Below are 13,229 nucleotides of genomic sequence, written 5' to 3'. Positions count from 1 at the left end.
ATGGTATCAATGCTCTGTTGCAGTTGTGCTTGCTCTTCTGGAGTCATCAGATCCTTGGGAGGGTAGACTTCTTTCCTAGCCTAATTTTTCTCTCAAGAAGGTGACACGCACCCAGTCCTAAATGAGTTAAGAACAAGGTGCATACTGATGCACCTTAGGAAAATCAAATTTTTGGTTATTGGTAAAGAACTTAAATAGCCACTTAACGACAGAAAACGATTTGCTCCAGATGCCAACATTTTCTCAAAAAATTCTTGGTCTGTAACCAAATATCTTCTACAGGATTTTGTTCTGGTGCATTGGGGGCAAATACAATACAAGTAATTTGCCACTCTGTAGGTTCATAATTATTGTTGACTGCTGCTAAAAAATCTTTAACTTCATCTGATTTATGATAACTAGCCCCATCCCAAATTAAAGCAATTCTTGTTTCACGATACTCTTTTCGTAAATCTTTGATAAACTTGACCGTGTTTTCTGAATTTCCTGCCGGATACTCGCGGATAATAAATTTTTTAGTATGATAGTTTAAGGCTCCGAAATAAGTTTGCCTTTTCTTTGTATTTTTTATCGGAATTTCAATTCGGGTATCCCTCTTACCCCAAACATATCCGCACACATCATCTCCAAGTAAACGGCACTCATTTACAAAAAACACAATCAGTCGTCCTGCCTCAATTTCAGCTTGATTCTGCTTTAAGAAATCAATAATTTCTTTTTTCTTTTTTTTTACTAGCTCTGGGTCGTAACTTGGGTTGACTTTGTAGGACAACTTCGGTGCTAATGCCTGCATCTGATAGTAGGTCATAATAGCTCTGTTTTGATTGATAAATTACGCCGTAATGTTCATCTAAATCTGAGGGGGCGACAAAAATAGCTAGAATGCAGATAGAATAAGCTTCATAGCTCTCCGCCCTTGTTGATAATACTTTCGCTTATTAGGATTTAATCTCAATAATGACTCGACTAATTCCCCACAATTCTCTATAAAATTCACCCAAGGCAAGCCCATATAATCCGATATAAAAAATGCTATGCCGCCGAGCTATGCGCCCATATTCTTTAACACGACCGATATATTTCTGGATAGCTTGGCGTTTGATTTTTTGTCCTTGAATTGTGGCTCCAGGATAAGCAAGCGCTATTAATAAAATTAGGGATACTAACCGTTCCCCTGAGACATTTGTACTCTCTAAATTATAACCACCACTCTTAAAATTCCTAAACATTTCTTCAATATCAAATCGTTTTTTATAAGCAGCAATTGCTGACTTTAAAGTGTTCAAATTTGTAAGAATAAACCCTCCTTCTTCAGGAGCTACTCCCAAGATTTTACGTTGCCATTTACAAGCAATATTAAAGCTGACAAAACCTTGAGTTTTTGTGATTTTAACTCCTTTGATAAATAAGGAAATTCCTGGGGTTAATCCTAACTCATTTAATTGTATCCAAATGTCAGGTTCAATTTCGACAAAATGATTTTTTTTGAGACGCAAGCAGAAGTATACATCCCAATCCATCAGCCAATTTGCTAGTTTTACCGAACAAAATTCTCGGTCTCCCAATACGCAAATTTTATAATTTTTGAAAATGGGTAATACTTGGGATAGAACGGCTTTTTGTTCCGTGAGATTGCTATTCCCCAATTTAGGCAATAATTCAAAGTATATTGGGAAAGCTCTTTTATCCCAAACAACACTAACCATAAATAGATTTACACAAGCCCAATTTGTCCTATCAATTACTACATAAATTATTTGACTATTTGAAAAGGTTATTTCTAACCATGCCATCACAATTGGAAACCGAAATTTTTCAATAGTGAAATTTGGTAATGAGAAAAACCTCTGAATTTTCTTCCTTCTACTTTCAAATGTAATCGGAATTGGTAGAGCCGTAGCTAAACCTTCTAAACTAAATTTTTTAATCGATTGCAGCAGAATAATCAAAATTTTCAGAAAAATGTATTCCGCTATATTTAATTTACTTTTTAGGTGTGTTTGGTAAAATAAAGGCAAAATTATCATTAGATAGGTCTTATTGACAAAAGTAGACCTATCTTTTCTTACCATAAACCGCTGCACTCATTACAATGTAAGCTTTTGAGCATATTTTTTCGCCCCGTCAGCATCTAAATATGTAACTAATTCATCTAAATCCCAATATTTATTGGTCTCTAACCAAGTTATAACTTCCCCCCTTTGCTCTGGTGTTAAATAACTCTTAGCCCCTTTATAAGCTAGCTTAATACCATTTATCCCTTGAGCTTCAAATTTTTGCTTCCAAGTAGTGATACAGGACTTATTCATACCCAAGAGTTGAGTAATTTTAGAGTATACTTCACCCTGTAGCGCCATTTTTACAGCCATTGCCCGTTTGAGTTCCCTCGCCTCTGGATTGCTTTGAATAAATTTTATTAATATTCCTATTCTTTCTTGTTTTTGTTGTTGTTCCAGTAAAAAGTTCTTCATAGGTATAAGCCGCAATCAAGAATTTAGTACAAATTTACCATAAGTTTGTAAATCCAGTAGGACTGCTATAGTTAATTCTTCAAGCCGTAGTAGTTGCTTAACTTTCTTTTTCTTTAATAATTGAAAAGTATTATGGTAGAACAGTTGCTCCAACGTCTTGATGCTCTATTACAAGAAAAGTGGTCGAGCTTCTATGAAATGTTATTGCCTGGGCTTTCGTCCGAACAAATCCAGAGTTTTGAGTCAGCGTTAGATGTTGATTTACCCGAAGAGTTTAAGCTCTTCTACCAATGGAAGAATGGACATTCTAACAGCAAGTACAAGCCCTTGTGGTACAACCGTAGTCTTATGAATGTAGAAGCAATTCTTCAGAATTGGACAGAGACGAATGAACTTCTTGAATTGGGGGAGTTTGAGGAACCTAACTGGTGGAACCCACGTTGGATTCCTTTTGCCGAAAATGGAGGGGGTGACTACTACGTCCTTGATCTGGCGGGGTCTTTTGGAGGTCAAGCTGGTCAAGTTATCGAGTTTTGGCATAATGATGCTGATCGCCACATTTACTTTGATAGCTTCTCTAAGTGGCTAAAGACAATTGTTTTAGCGATAGAGAGGGGATATCAAAACTATTCGGGAAACTATCGAGGGAAAGACGCAGAAGCCTTCAATCTAGCTGAGGAAGACTCAAGAATTTTCGAGCAAGCCTATGCGGACATTAATCCGGGTTTTCCACTTATACATACAGCGGATGAGGAAGTAAGTGGGGTGTGAGTCGCAACCGACCGTTTATAAGACAGATTTTTTGAGTTGACGCAACGCGCCTCAAATCCAGAGATATCGTGTCTCATAACTCGTCTTTTTATCTATGTCTCATGAGATAATTAATAAATGAGTTATGAGATATTTTTAATGAAAATTAGATATTGCCGGGTTTCATCCAATGACCAAATGTAGAATAACAGATTATTTGTCGTCTTAACAAATTGTTGTCGTTGAGCGTTTCTATCGCTAGCAAAGCCTAGATATATTTGGATGAAGAAAAGCTGGAGTTAAGACAATCATGGCTTTAAAGAGGAATCTTTACCAAAGTGTTACTTAGCCCAAAACCCCTACTGTAAAAGATTTGAAAGGTTTTTGGATTAACGACACTAATATCTCAATAGCGACAAATAATTTGTTATCTGATAGATGGTGAAGACGACGCAAGTTGAGCGATCGCCCAGTTGACTCTGTGCAACCGTTAAGCTATATTAAATAACGGTTGCCCGATATAAAATCTAGATGCCGAAGATTGTTGACCATGAGCAATATCGCAAAGAGTTGCTCCATAAGTGCTTTGACCTGTTTGCCCAGAAAGGATACGCAAGCATCACAACTCGACAGATTGCTAAAGAGTTGGGCGTATCCACTGGAACACTCTACTACTACTTCCCACGCAAGGAGGATATGTTTGAGCAACTGGTTGAAGAAATGAGTCAAGAGTATCTCCAAATCTTCGCAAGCGAATTAAAAGACGGGCAAACGCGATCAGAGCGCTTTGAGGCACTCGCCAACTTCGCGGTCAAGTACGAAGACCACCTGATTAAAGACATCTGTATGATGGTTGATTTTTGTCAGCAGCAGGGTATTGAGGCAGTTCGCAATAACCCTGTTCTTGCACGAATCAGACAACGAAACAAGCAAGCTTTTGCCGACTTGTTTAGAATTCCAGACCCAGCCCTTGCAGACTTTGTGATGATTCAACTTGTGGGCTTGATGCTGACCCGTATGGAAGACAATGACATCCCAATTTTTGAGCAGGTCACGCTACTTGGAAAGATGTTGATCACTTACCTAGAAAAATGAAGAACCCTATGATCCTGCAACGGCTAAAGCCTCTTAATCGCTGGACGATTGCACTCATTGTTTCGGGGATTGCCGTCACAGGTGGCTCGCTTTACTACAGTATCTCTCAGTTTGGACAGAAGCCTGTCGAACCTGTGGCACCCGCTGCACCGACTATTCAACCAATCACAGCCTTGGGACGACTAGAACCTGCCTCAGAAGTAGTGCGAGTGGCTGCCCCAGCAACGCTAAATAATGATCGGGTTGCTCAACTGCTGGTTAAGCGAGGCGATCGCGTTCAGGTAGGTCAGGGGATTGCGATTCTCGATAGTCGCGAAAGGCTACAAGCGGCTTTACTTGAGGCGCAGGAGCGAGTTAGCACAGCCCAAGCAAGACTGGCTCAAGTCAAAGCAGGAGCAAAATCTGGGGAAATTGCCGCTCAACAAGCCGAAATTACTCGTCTCGAAGAAGAGCTGCGGGGCGAAATGGCGACTCAAACCGCTATCATTGCTCGTCGGCAATCCGAGGTTAATGTCGCACAGGCAGACTATAACCGCTATCTAGGTTTGTATCAGGAGGGAGCACTCTCGGCATCCAACCTCGACCAACGGCGACTCACGTTGGAAACTGCCCAGGCACAACTCAACGAAGTCAAATCTAATCGGAATCGCACGGCTGACACATTGCGTGCCCAGACCAATCGAGCTAGGGCTACTCTAAACCAGATTGCCGAAGTTCGCCCTGAAGATATCCGGGTGGCGCAAACCGAGGTAAACCAGGTCGTTGCAGCAGTTAAACGGGCTGAGGCTGAGTTGAAGGAGGCAACTATTCGCGCACCGATCGCAGGGCAAGTTTTGGAAGTTTACACCCAATCCGGTGAGGCGATCACTGACGAAGGTATTGTTGACTTGGGAAAGACTGACCCAATGGAAGTGGTTGCAGAAATTTACCAGAGCGACATTGGCAAGATTCGCAGCGGTCAATCAGCGATCGTTACTGGTGAGGGGATTTCTGGAGAACTGCGGGGAACCGTTCGTCAACTTGGGTTGCAAGTCAGCCAGCAAAAAGTCTTCAGCAATCAGCCTGGACAGAACCTCGATCGCCGCGTCATTGAAGTCAGAATTCGCCTCAATTCAAAGGATAGTCAACAAGTGGCAAGCCTAACCAACTTGCAAGTACAGGTAGCCATTCAACCACAAGTAACTTTGAAGTAAAAGATAACGGTTGCCCGATATCAAAATTTTTTGTGACACCTTTGGTGAAACCTATGCTACGTAAACTACTTCGCAAAACACCACTGGCATGGCTTCAGGTGAAGCGAGAAAAAACTCGCCTCTTTGTTGCCTTAGCTGGAATTGGCTTCGCCGATATCCTGATGTTTTTCCAGCTTGGACTGATGGAATCTGCCTATGCTTCTGCTACGGGAATGCACTATCGGTTGCGGGGCGACCTGTTCTTGCTAAATTCTCTATCTGATAACGTGCAGACCATCAAACCCTTCTCGCGCTCTAGGCTATTTCAAGCAGCGGGTACAGATGGGGTAGCTTCCATCAACTCTCTCTATCTAGGAATCGGAAGATGGCGTAATCCTGCTAATCGAACCTTCTGGCAGGTACAAATCTATGGTTTCAATCCCAGTAACCCAGCAATGGATGTGCCAGATGCTGCACCTGAATTAAATAAACTCAAGATGTTGAATTATGTACTTTATGACCAGGCAGCGCGACCCGATCTGGGTAATGTTGCTAGTCAACTTCAGCAATCTAAACCGCTTCCAGCTCAACTGAATGACTTACAAATTCAAGTCACGGGTGTCTTCACAATGGGAGCCTCTTTCTCGGCTGATGGCAATCTGATTGTGAGTGACTCTACTTTCTTGCGTGTGTTTCCAGAACGCCAAGCCGATGATATCGATATCGGTCTAATTACGTTGAAACCGGGTGCAGACATCAAGCAAGTGCAAGCAAATATAAAAGCCAAATTGCCGGATGATGTGCTGGTTCTGACCAAAGAAGAATTTATCCAACGGGAGAGAAACTATTGGAGTCAAGTTAGTCCGATCGGCGTTATCTTTGGCTTCGGAACTATCGTCGGCTTTTTGGTAGGGACGGTAATTGTTTATCAGATTCTTTACTCTGATGTTTCCGATCACCTACCTGAATACGCCACCCTCAAAGCAATGGGTTATGGGGATAATTACCTAGTTGGAATTTTGCTTCAGGAGGCTTTGATTCTGGCAATCCTGGGTTTTATTCCGGGATTTGGGATTTCACTTGGCCTTTACGGACTAATAGCACAAGCGACGCTACTTCCCGTCAAAATGTCGCTTGAGCGTCTGGTACTCGTGCTGTCTTTGACGCTTGTGATGTGCATTGCATCGGGAGCGATCGCAATGCGTAAGTTACAGTCTGCTGACCCAGCTGATATTTTCTAACTTCACACGCTCAATAACCTTAACCCCTCATACAACTTTTGCTTTTGTAGTTCAAACGATTACCTTAACCCTAACTAAGCGGCTATGCATACTTTAAATTCCTCAGATTCTACTCAGTTTTCAAGCACTGAACCTGTTATTTCTATCCATCAACTCAATCACTATTTTGGTGAAGGAGAACTACGAAAACAAGCGCTATTTGACATCAATCTCGACATCCATTCTGGAGAAATTGTAATTATGACTGGTCCATCGGGTTCTGGCAAAACGACATTACTAACACTAATGGGAGGCTTGCGTTCTGCACAAGAAGGTAGCCTGAAAATCCTGGGGCAAGAAATGAATGGAGCGAGTAAAAACGAGATGAGGGTAGTGCGACAGCAAATTGGCTATATTTTCCAGGCACACAACCTGTTGACTTTCCTTACAGCTAAGCAGAACGTGCGAATGTCTCTAGAATTACACGATCGCTATCTAGACAAAAATATGGATGAGATAGCAACCGATATTCTCAAGACAGTCGGTTTAGGAAATCGTGTTGATTACTACACCGATAATCTATCTGGAGGACAAAAGCAACGAGTTGCGATCGCGCGTGCTTTGGTGAGTCATCCGAAAATTGTTCTAGCAGACGAACCTACCGCTGCACTGGATAAAAAATCAGGTCGAGATGTGGTAGAAATGATGCAGAAATTGGCAAAGGAACAAGGCTGCACTATTTTGCTAGTGACGCATGATAATCGGATTTTGGATATTGCCGATCGCATTGTTTATATGGAAGATGGTCGCTTGGCTGCCAACCCTGATGCTGTTGCACTCGTGGAATAGTGATCAATAAGCGAAAGCGATCGCTCTTCACTATCTAAACCACATTCTGCCCTTTCAACTGTCACACCCTTCATAGCCACCTACAACGCAATAAGAAGCTTTAAATCCTGACGATCGCTTCGCTACGAGACTTGATTTCATTACTCTGTTTCCAGTTGTCCAGCGCGATGAGGATTTCTTTTGGGATGTAAGCGGCGATTTGGGGAGGCTCGGTCGCCACTTTTAGGGTGCAGCACTCAGTACGTCACCCAAGAGTCTACTGCTTTTCCCTGCGTAAACTGGTGCCATAAGTAGGCTTATGGGACGGCTCAACATTTTGGTTTAAGAACGTTTAACCTGGTCTGGGTACTTCTCGGCAAGATACAAGGTGATAGCCACAGACTCAGTGATTGAATGCACTCCATCGACCAACACAGGGAGCTTGCCAGGGGGATTAACTGCGAGAAACACGGGTGTACAGTGTTCACCTGTTAGCAGATTTATGATGTCTTTCTCCTTACAGTTTCAGGCTTGGTTAATTGCGCTTGGCTCCATGTACACCAATTCCCAAATGTGACCATCTAAATCCTGAAAACCATGTCCATACATGAAGCCGTGGTCTTGGGGTTCGTTGTAGGTTGTGCCTCCCGCCGCGATCGCCTTGTGAACTCGGTCATTAACGGCTTCTCGGCTTTCAGCAGATAAACACACCAGCACTTCGGTGCTTTTCGTGGCATCACAAATGGTATTGGGAGTAAAATTCTTGAACTTCTCATAGGTCAAGAGCATCACGGAGATGTTCTCACTCACAATCATGCAGGTGGCCGTCTCATCAGTGAACTGAGGATTGAACTGGAAGCCGAGTTGGGTAAAGAACTCGATCGACTGGTTGAGGTTCTTGACGGGTAGATTGACGAAAATTTGAGTACTCATGGTTTCTCCTTGTGTAATTTGTTGCAGATAAACGAGCGGTGATCATGTGTTGGGCGTTGCTGATCATAGGGATGAATCGGGGGCTGGAGTCCCTGATTTTTCGTTTTTAATCAGAAGAAATCATCCCATCATTCAGCAACGCCATGTGTTGAGGTTTAAGTTTTAGGGAGATGACGAAGATTCAAGTCGTCTGTTCGCAGTTGATCATCCAGGGTGTGCCGAACTGATCGACCAACAAGCCAAACCGGGCAGACCAGAAGGTTTGAGCGAGCGGCATCTTGACTTTCCCGTTTTCTGCCAAAGCGTGAAAAATGCGTTCTGCCTCGGTTGGCTCGTCAACGCTAATTTGCACATAGAAGCCTTGGGGTGTTTCAAAATACCCAGACGGACTGTCAGACCCCATTAAGAGGCGATCGCCTAAATCGAGACAAACGTGCATGATCTTGTCGTGCCATTGGGCAGGCACATGTTCTGCCGAGGGTGCTTCCTTGTGGGTCATCATCATGACAATTTTGCCGCCGAGACATTGCTCATAAAACTTGAACGCTGCCTCACAGTTGCCGTTGAAATTGAGATAAGGGTTGAGTTTCATGATGTACTCAGAAGAGTTGGTTCAGAAATTGGATTACGGGTTGAGCGTGAAAGCAGCTTGAGACGTTTCTGGGTTAAAGGGAACAGAGAGATGTTCGTGGAGAATCTGCCAGTTGCCCTGACTTTTCTGGCAGACGGATGTGACTCGCACCCAGGTTTGCATGGCGGGATGGTCTTCCTGTCCTATGAAGCGAAACAGCCAATGGGCAACTGCCAATTGTCATTCACGATGATTGTGAGGTCTCTTGTTTCCATCTCAAATGAATCGGGAAAGCAGGGTAAACACGCTTCCCACGCTTGACGAAAAGCGGCTTTGCCTTTGGTTTGGAACGGGGTATAACATCAAAGATGATGACTTCGGTCGCATAGCGGGACATGATTTGATCCACGTTCTTAGCGCAAATGGCATGTTGTTGATCCGCGATCAGTTGGCGAATTTGAGCTTCGTTTGATGTGATTGTGCTTGCGGTTGTCATTGCAGGATCTCCTTTGAGTTTTCAGTTTGGGTAAAGTTTCGTGCAGGCATTAATCTGGCAAGCCCGCGACTTCAATAACAGGGCGAATTTCGACCGTGCCGACTTGCGCTCCAGGAATCTGAGTAGCGATCGCGATCGCTTCATCGAGATCCTGAGCATTGATCAAGAAAAATCCACCCAGTTGTTCGCGGGTTTCGGCAAAAGGTCCATCGGTCACGAGCGGTTTGCCGTCGCGCACCCGGACGCTGGTTGCTGTTGCGACAGGGTGAAGCGGAGCGGTCGTTAAATACTGTCCCTTCGAGTCCAGTTGCTGCGCGAGTTGGGCTGATTCTGCATAGCATTGCTCCCGCTCGGGTTCGCTTAGGGCATTTTCTTCCAGGTAAATCAGCAGCACATATTTCATTCGGTGGCCTCCGTTGGTTGCCTTTGTAAGTGAGTCGAATGACGCTGGCTCAAATCGACACTTTGCCAAAAATTTTTATCATCCAGTACGATCTGAGCTTGACCTCCTTAGATTCCTTTCATAAGTCAGTCGAATGACGCTGGCTCAAATCGACACCTTGCCAAAAAATTTTTACGCTCGACCTGATCTTGAGTTGCCTCCGGTTTTCCCTTTGTAAGTGAGTCGAATGGCGTTGGCTCAAATCGACACCTCAACAGAAATTTTTAGAAACTTTTTGATCGTCCGCTATGGTTTCAAACACAAACTCAGATGTCACTCAGGCGATTACTTCCGTTTACCGCACTGACTGGGGGCGGATCATTGCCATTGTGATCCAGCTGGTGGGAGATTTTGACATCGCTGAAGAGGCAGCACAGGAGGCTTTTACGGCGGCTGTCAATCAGTGGCAAGACACAGGCATTCCGGCTCTCCCTCGTGCCTGGATTATCAAAACAGCGCGATACAAAGCGATTGACCGCCTCCGACGACGAACGCGGCTGGGTGAGAAACTCGAATGGTATGCCGCGTCCGGGTTGATTCCGAGCAGTGAGGAGCCTCATTATGACAACGATGAAATTCCGGACGATCGACTGCGGCTGATCTTCACCTGCTGTCACCCCGCACTGGCGATCGAGGCGCAGGTCGCTTTGACACTGCGAATGCTGGGCGGACTGGAGACCGATGAAATTGCCCGTGCGTTTCTCGTACCCACGGCAACAATGGCACAACGGCTCGTGCGTGCCAAGCGCAAGATTCGAGATGCAGGCATTCCCTACAGAGTTCCAGAGATAAGCGATCTGCCCACGCGGATAGATGCAGTGCTGACCGTAATCTATCTCATTTTCAACGAAGGGTATGCGGCGACCCGTGGCGAGGCAATGGTCAGAGCCGATCTTTGTGCCGAAGCGATCCAACTCGGTCGCCTCGTCAGAACGTTGATGTCCCCGCAACCGCCCTCAGAAGTGACCGCGCTGGTAGCATTGATGTTGCTGCACGACTCGCGGCGTGATGCCCGTCTTGATGAGAGGGGCGATTTGGTTCTGCTCGAAGATCAGGATCGTCGCCGTTGGAATCAGCAGCAAATTGCCTCCGCATTGCCGCTGGTTGAGGAGGCGCTGCGCGGCGGGTCAGGTTCGTTTGCGCTGCAAGCCGCCATCTCCGCACTTCACTGTCAGGCAGCGCAAGCCCAAGAGACAGACTGGGCGCAGATCGTGAGACTCTATGGTTTTTTGGAACGCTTACAGCCAACGCCCATCGTGTCATTGAATCGGGCGGTGGCGATCGCAATGGTAGCCGGACCTCAGGCGGCACTTGCACTTATTGATAGACTCACCAACGAACTCGACACTTATCACCTGTTTCACGCCGCCCGTGCCGATCTGTTGCGACGACTCGGAGACTCCCAAGCCGCCGCCCAGAGTTATGCCTGTGCGCTGGCGCTGGTGACCAATGAGAGTGAACGCCGCTTCCTGGAACGTCGGCTGCGCGAAGTTTAGCTCCAACGTCCATGTGAAGCAAGGCGGTTAGCCATTTCCCACAGACTGATAGAAGAGCGCGACAACGCCTGAACTAAATATGTCACTCGTCCCAGAAGTAGTGAGTGTTAGAAGTCCTCACCCAGCGGTTAAGTCAGTCGAACTTACAATCTCTATTGCTGGAAGTTTACCGAACGCGATCGCACTCCCTCACGCCTCAATATCTACTCCAGCAGAACGAATTTGCAACTTAACAAAGGCAAGAGTAACCCGATTGCTTTAGTACAAATGCACTGTTATAATGCGGTTGCTTCGCAGTTCCCCAAGGGTAATCGTTTCATTGAGCTTCCAGCTAAAACCGATCAAAGCACCGCTCCAAATCTCTGATCTGCCCGGTTTCAAATTAACTCATGGAGGATTCAGATATGGACGATAATCCCAGCGTTCTCTCGCACGTTTCGATTGGCACCAATGATTTTGAGCGGGCAATCGCTTTTTACGACGCTGTGTTGCCCCCTTTAGGCTGCAAGCGACTGATGGAACATCCAGGTGCGATCGCTTATGGAAAACAGTACCCAGAGTTTTGGGTGGCAACACCGCTCGATGGACAGCCCGCAACAGTTGGCAATGGTACTCATATTGGCTTTATCGCTCCCACGAAAGAAGCCGTCCATGCCTTCTACGAAGCAGCACTGGCAGCCGGTGGCACAGATGAAGGGGCGCCAGGTGGCAGACCCGAATACAGTGAGCCATACTACGGTTGCTTTGTGCGTGATCCAGATGGACACAAGGTTGAAGCCTCCTTTTGGGATGAGCAGCTTGAGCAAGAACTCAACGACAGCAAATCTGCCTAAGCTGAACGAGCGAAAAGTCCTATTCATTCTGTGAAAGAGGAATGACTCATGACAACCAAATTCCTTCCCGATGGTTTTCATACCGTGAGTGACATCTTTCTCATCTGACAGGTTTGAGCAAGTACATTCCTATAGCAAGAGGTGGCACACTCCACATAGCCAAGAAAGTGAGACTGATTAGGAGACTGCTGGGATCGACCGCAGTAGAAGCATAGACCACTGCAATAGTTAGCGCGGCGGCTGCTGCCATCACAACTCGCCTCACCCAGTTGGGATGGCGTTGATACCACATACCAATCGCCACGGATGATGTGCCAAAGAAGACCAACAAGGTTACTAAGACATAACTGCCAATCGTCAAATCAACTCGAATGTGTTCAGTAATCAAGGCTTGAATAAAGTTATGAGCAACCCAGAGAATAACCCCTGTGCCGTAAGCAATTATCAAACCTGCCAGAATTTTCTTTCGTTGGAGCATTGATTTTTATGGGAGTTGCAGCGCTAACCAAATGCCTAAGAGCGGCTTTATTGTCAAAAGCCTTGGTTCTAAAGATTTGAGAGATTGATGGATTGTTCCTTGTCTTGAATTATTTGCTATTGAGTCAAGAAAAACTCGTGATTGCTGTATCTGTGCTGCAATCTCAAAGAGACTTACCTAAAAACCACTCGTACCCTTCCTTAAACCTTCTTTTTGCATCAGTCTCTACAAGGCTGCCATGAGCCATAATCACCCTTCTGAAGTCCCAAAAGAGTATCTTTTGAACCGACTGTTCTACCTTCTCTTTTTCTTGTGTAGCCAACTGCTCTAACCCACATTCCGCCCTTTCAACTGTCACAGTCGATAATTTTGAACAGGTAGAAGTAAGTGATGGCAAAGTTTCGGGTGCATCATGGTTTCTGGAGAAATTCGGGTTCAAACTCT

General features: G+C 45.2%; 16 protein-coding genes and 3 pseudogenes. 8 read left to right on the top strand and 11 right to left on the bottom strand.

What is annotated here, in order from left to right:
• Positions 1 to 202: 202 nt before the first annotated feature.
• The 3 genes and pseudogenes from H6F74_RS21020 to H6F74_RS21010 form a co-directional block, all read right to left on the bottom strand.
• Entirely contained in the window at positions 203 to 808 is a 606-nt protein-coding gene (locus H6F74_RS21020) for an IS630 family transposase (protein WP_190444137.1), read from the bottom strand.
• 69 nt (positions 809 to 877) lie between these two features.
• Positions 878 to 2,021: pseudogene (locus H6F74_RS21015) on the bottom strand (IS4 family transposase).
• A 66-nt stretch (positions 2,022 to 2,087) separates the two neighbouring features.
• On the bottom strand, positions 2,088 to 2,471 hold the full coding sequence (locus tag H6F74_RS21010) for a helix-turn-helix domain-containing protein (RefSeq protein WP_190444136.1): 384 nt from the start codon (positions 2,469 to 2,471) through the stop codon (positions 2,088 to 2,090).
• Between the two features lie 132 nt (positions 2,472 to 2,603).
• Here H6F74_RS21010 and H6F74_RS21005 point away from each other — a divergent pair, with 132 nt between their 5' ends.
• The 5 genes from H6F74_RS21005 to H6F74_RS20985 all read left to right on the top strand — a co-directional run bounded on the left by H6F74_RS21005 (position 2,604) and on the right by H6F74_RS20985 (position 7,557).
• Positions 2,604 to 3,242: an SMI1/KNR4 family protein gene (locus H6F74_RS21005; protein ID WP_190444135.1), complete on the top strand. Its 639-nt coding sequence runs from the start codon at positions 2,604 to 2,606 to the stop codon at positions 3,240 to 3,242.
• A 510-nt stretch (positions 3,243 to 3,752) separates the two neighbouring features.
• Positions 3,753 to 4,316, top strand: coding sequence for a TetR/AcrR family transcriptional regulator (locus H6F74_RS21000; RefSeq protein ID WP_190444134.1), 564 nt, complete (start codon positions 3,753 to 3,755; stop codon positions 4,314 to 4,316).
• Entirely contained in the window at positions 4,313 to 5,509 is a 1,197-nt protein-coding gene (locus H6F74_RS20995; protein ID WP_242022263.1) for an ABC exporter membrane fusion protein, read from the top strand. Before H6F74_RS21000 ends, H6F74_RS20995 begins: the two co-directional genes overlap by 4 nt.
• A 53-nt stretch (positions 5,510 to 5,562) precedes the next feature.
• Positions 5,563 to 6,729, top strand: a complete 1,167-nt coding sequence (gene devC, locus H6F74_RS20990; RefSeq protein WP_190444133.1) for an ABC transporter permease DevC — start codon at positions 5,563 to 5,565, stop codon at positions 6,727 to 6,729.
• A gap of 84 nt (positions 6,730 to 6,813) precedes the next feature.
• Complete coding sequence (locus tag H6F74_RS20985) at positions 6,814 to 7,557, top strand: DevA family ABC transporter ATP-binding protein (protein ID WP_190444132.1); 744 nt, start codon at positions 6,814 to 6,816, stop codon at positions 7,555 to 7,557.
• 336 nt (positions 7,558 to 7,893) lie between these two features.
• Here the strand turns inward: H6F74_RS20985 and H6F74_RS31135 are convergent.
• The 6 genes and pseudogenes from H6F74_RS31135 to H6F74_RS20960 all read right to left on the bottom strand — a co-directional run.
• Positions 7,894 to 8,040: pseudogene (locus H6F74_RS31135) on the bottom strand (glutathione S-transferase N-terminal domain-containing protein); the annotation flags it as partial.
• 21 nt (positions 8,041 to 8,061) lie between these two features.
• Positions 8,062 to 8,469 (bottom strand): VOC family protein, encoded by a 408-nt coding sequence (locus H6F74_RS20975; protein ID WP_190444131.1) that lies wholly within the window; start codon positions 8,467 to 8,469, stop codon positions 8,062 to 8,064.
• Between the two features lie 181 nt (positions 8,470 to 8,650).
• Positions 8,651 to 9,061, bottom strand: coding sequence for a VOC family protein (locus H6F74_RS20970; RefSeq protein WP_190444130.1), 411 nt, complete (start codon positions 9,059 to 9,061; stop codon positions 8,651 to 8,653).
• Between the two features lie 33 nt (positions 9,062 to 9,094).
• On the bottom strand, positions 9,095 to 9,277 hold the full coding sequence (locus H6F74_RS29475) for a nuclear transport factor 2 family protein (RefSeq protein WP_199301475.1): 183 nt from the start codon (positions 9,275 to 9,277) through the stop codon (positions 9,095 to 9,097).
• Between the two features lie 7 nt (positions 9,278 to 9,284).
• Positions 9,285 to 9,536 (bottom strand): hypothetical protein, encoded by a 252-nt coding sequence (locus H6F74_RS29470; protein ID WP_199301474.1) that lies wholly within the window; start codon positions 9,534 to 9,536, stop codon positions 9,285 to 9,287.
• Between the two features lie 49 nt (positions 9,537 to 9,585).
• Positions 9,586 to 9,939, bottom strand: a complete 354-nt coding sequence (locus H6F74_RS20960; RefSeq protein ID WP_190444129.1) for a YciI family protein — start codon at positions 9,937 to 9,939, stop codon at positions 9,586 to 9,588.
• 287 nt (positions 9,940 to 10,226) lie between these two features.
• Here H6F74_RS20960 and H6F74_RS20955 point away from each other — a divergent pair, with 287 nt between their 5' ends.
• The 3 genes from H6F74_RS20955 (at position 10,227) to H6F74_RS20945 (ending at position 12,307) form a co-directional block, all read left to right on the top strand.
• Positions 10,227 to 11,474: an RNA polymerase sigma factor gene (locus tag H6F74_RS20955; protein ID WP_190444128.1), complete on the top strand. Its 1,248-nt coding sequence runs from the start codon at positions 10,227 to 10,229 to the stop codon at positions 11,472 to 11,474.
• Positions 11,475 to 11,553: 79 nt separating this feature from the next.
• Positions 11,554 to 11,736, top strand: coding sequence for a hypothetical protein (locus H6F74_RS20950; RefSeq protein WP_190444127.1), 183 nt, complete (start codon positions 11,554 to 11,556; stop codon positions 11,734 to 11,736).
• Positions 11,737 to 11,878: 142 nt separating this feature from the next.
• Positions 11,879 to 12,307, top strand: a complete 429-nt coding sequence (locus H6F74_RS20945) for a VOC family protein (RefSeq protein ID WP_190444126.1) — start codon at positions 11,879 to 11,881, stop codon at positions 12,305 to 12,307.
• Positions 12,308 to 12,407: 100 nt separating this feature from the next.
• On the opposite strand, the gene H6F74_RS20940 is transcribed toward H6F74_RS20945, so the two are convergent.
• Both H6F74_RS20940 and H6F74_RS29675 read right to left on the bottom strand, forming a co-directional pair.
• Positions 12,408 to 12,785 (bottom strand): hypothetical protein, encoded by a 378-nt coding sequence (locus tag H6F74_RS20940; RefSeq protein WP_190444125.1) that lies wholly within the window; start codon positions 12,783 to 12,785, stop codon positions 12,408 to 12,410.
• Positions 12,786 to 12,948: 163 nt separating this feature from the next.
• A pseudogene (locus H6F74_RS29675) lies at positions 12,949 to 13,229 on the bottom strand (hypothetical protein); the annotation flags it as partial.

It is taken from the genome of Trichocoleus sp. FACHB-90 (assembly GCF_014695505.1).
Taxonomy (GTDB): domain Bacteria; phylum Cyanobacteriota; class Cyanobacteriia; order Cyanobacteriales; family FACHB-T130; genus Funiculus; species Funiculus sociatus.
Note: the sequence above shows the minus strand (reverse complement) of the source record. Positions and strands in the feature narration are given on the sequence as shown.

What these genes read in the sequence shown, in the direction of transcription:
- H6F74_RS20945 (WP_190444126.1), top strand. Translation starts at nt 11,879, where the DNA reads ATGGACGATAATCCCAGCGTTCTCTCGCACGTTTCGATTGGCACCAAT.
- H6F74_RS20970 (WP_190444130.1), bottom strand. Translation starts at nt 9,061, where the DNA reads ATGAAACTCAACCCTTATCTCAATTTCAACGGCAACTGTGAGGCAGCG.
- H6F74_RS20985 (WP_190444132.1), top strand. Translation starts at nt 6,814, where the DNA reads ATGCATACTTTAAATTCCTCAGATTCTACTCAGTTTTCAAGCACTGAA.
- H6F74_RS29470 (WP_199301474.1), bottom strand. Translation starts at nt 9,536, where the DNA reads ATGACAACCGCAAGCACAATCACATCAAACGAAGCTCAAATTCGCCAA.
- H6F74_RS20950 (WP_190444127.1), top strand. Translation starts at nt 11,554, where the DNA reads ATGTCACTCGTCCCAGAAGTAGTGAGTGTTAGAAGTCCTCACCCAGCG.
- H6F74_RS20955 (WP_190444128.1), top strand. Translation starts at nt 10,227, where the DNA reads ATGGTTTCAAACACAAACTCAGATGTCACTCAGGCGATTACTTCCGTT.
- H6F74_RS20940 (WP_190444125.1), bottom strand. Translation starts at nt 12,785, where the DNA reads ATGCTCCAACGAAAGAAAATTCTGGCAGGTTTGATAATTGCTTACGGC.
- H6F74_RS21000 (WP_190444134.1), top strand. Translation starts at nt 3,753, where the DNA reads ATGCCGAAGATTGTTGACCATGAGCAATATCGCAAAGAGTTGCTCCAT.
- devC (WP_190444133.1), top strand. Translation starts at nt 5,563, where the DNA reads ATGCTACGTAAACTACTTCGCAAAACACCACTGGCATGGCTTCAGGTG.
- H6F74_RS20975 (WP_190444131.1), bottom strand. Translation starts at nt 8,469, where the DNA reads ATGAGTACTCAAATTTTCGTCAATCTACCCGTCAAGAACCTCAACCAG.
- H6F74_RS21005 (WP_190444135.1), top strand. Translation starts at nt 2,604, where the DNA reads ATGGTAGAACAGTTGCTCCAACGTCTTGATGCTCTATTACAAGAAAAG.
- H6F74_RS21010 (WP_190444136.1), bottom strand. Translation starts at nt 2,471, where the DNA reads ATGAAGAACTTTTTACTGGAACAACAACAAAAACAAGAAAGAATAGGA.
- H6F74_RS20960 (WP_190444129.1), bottom strand. Translation starts at nt 9,939, where the DNA reads ATGAAATATGTGCTGCTGATTTACCTGGAAGAAAATGCCCTAAGCGAA.
- H6F74_RS21020 (WP_190444137.1), bottom strand. Translation starts at nt 808, where the DNA reads ATGACCTACTATCAGATGCAGGCATTAGCACCGAAGTTGTCCTACAAA.
- H6F74_RS20995 (WP_242022263.1), top strand. Translation starts at nt 4,313, where the DNA reads ATGAAGAACCCTATGATCCTGCAACGGCTAAAGCCTCTTAATCGCTGG.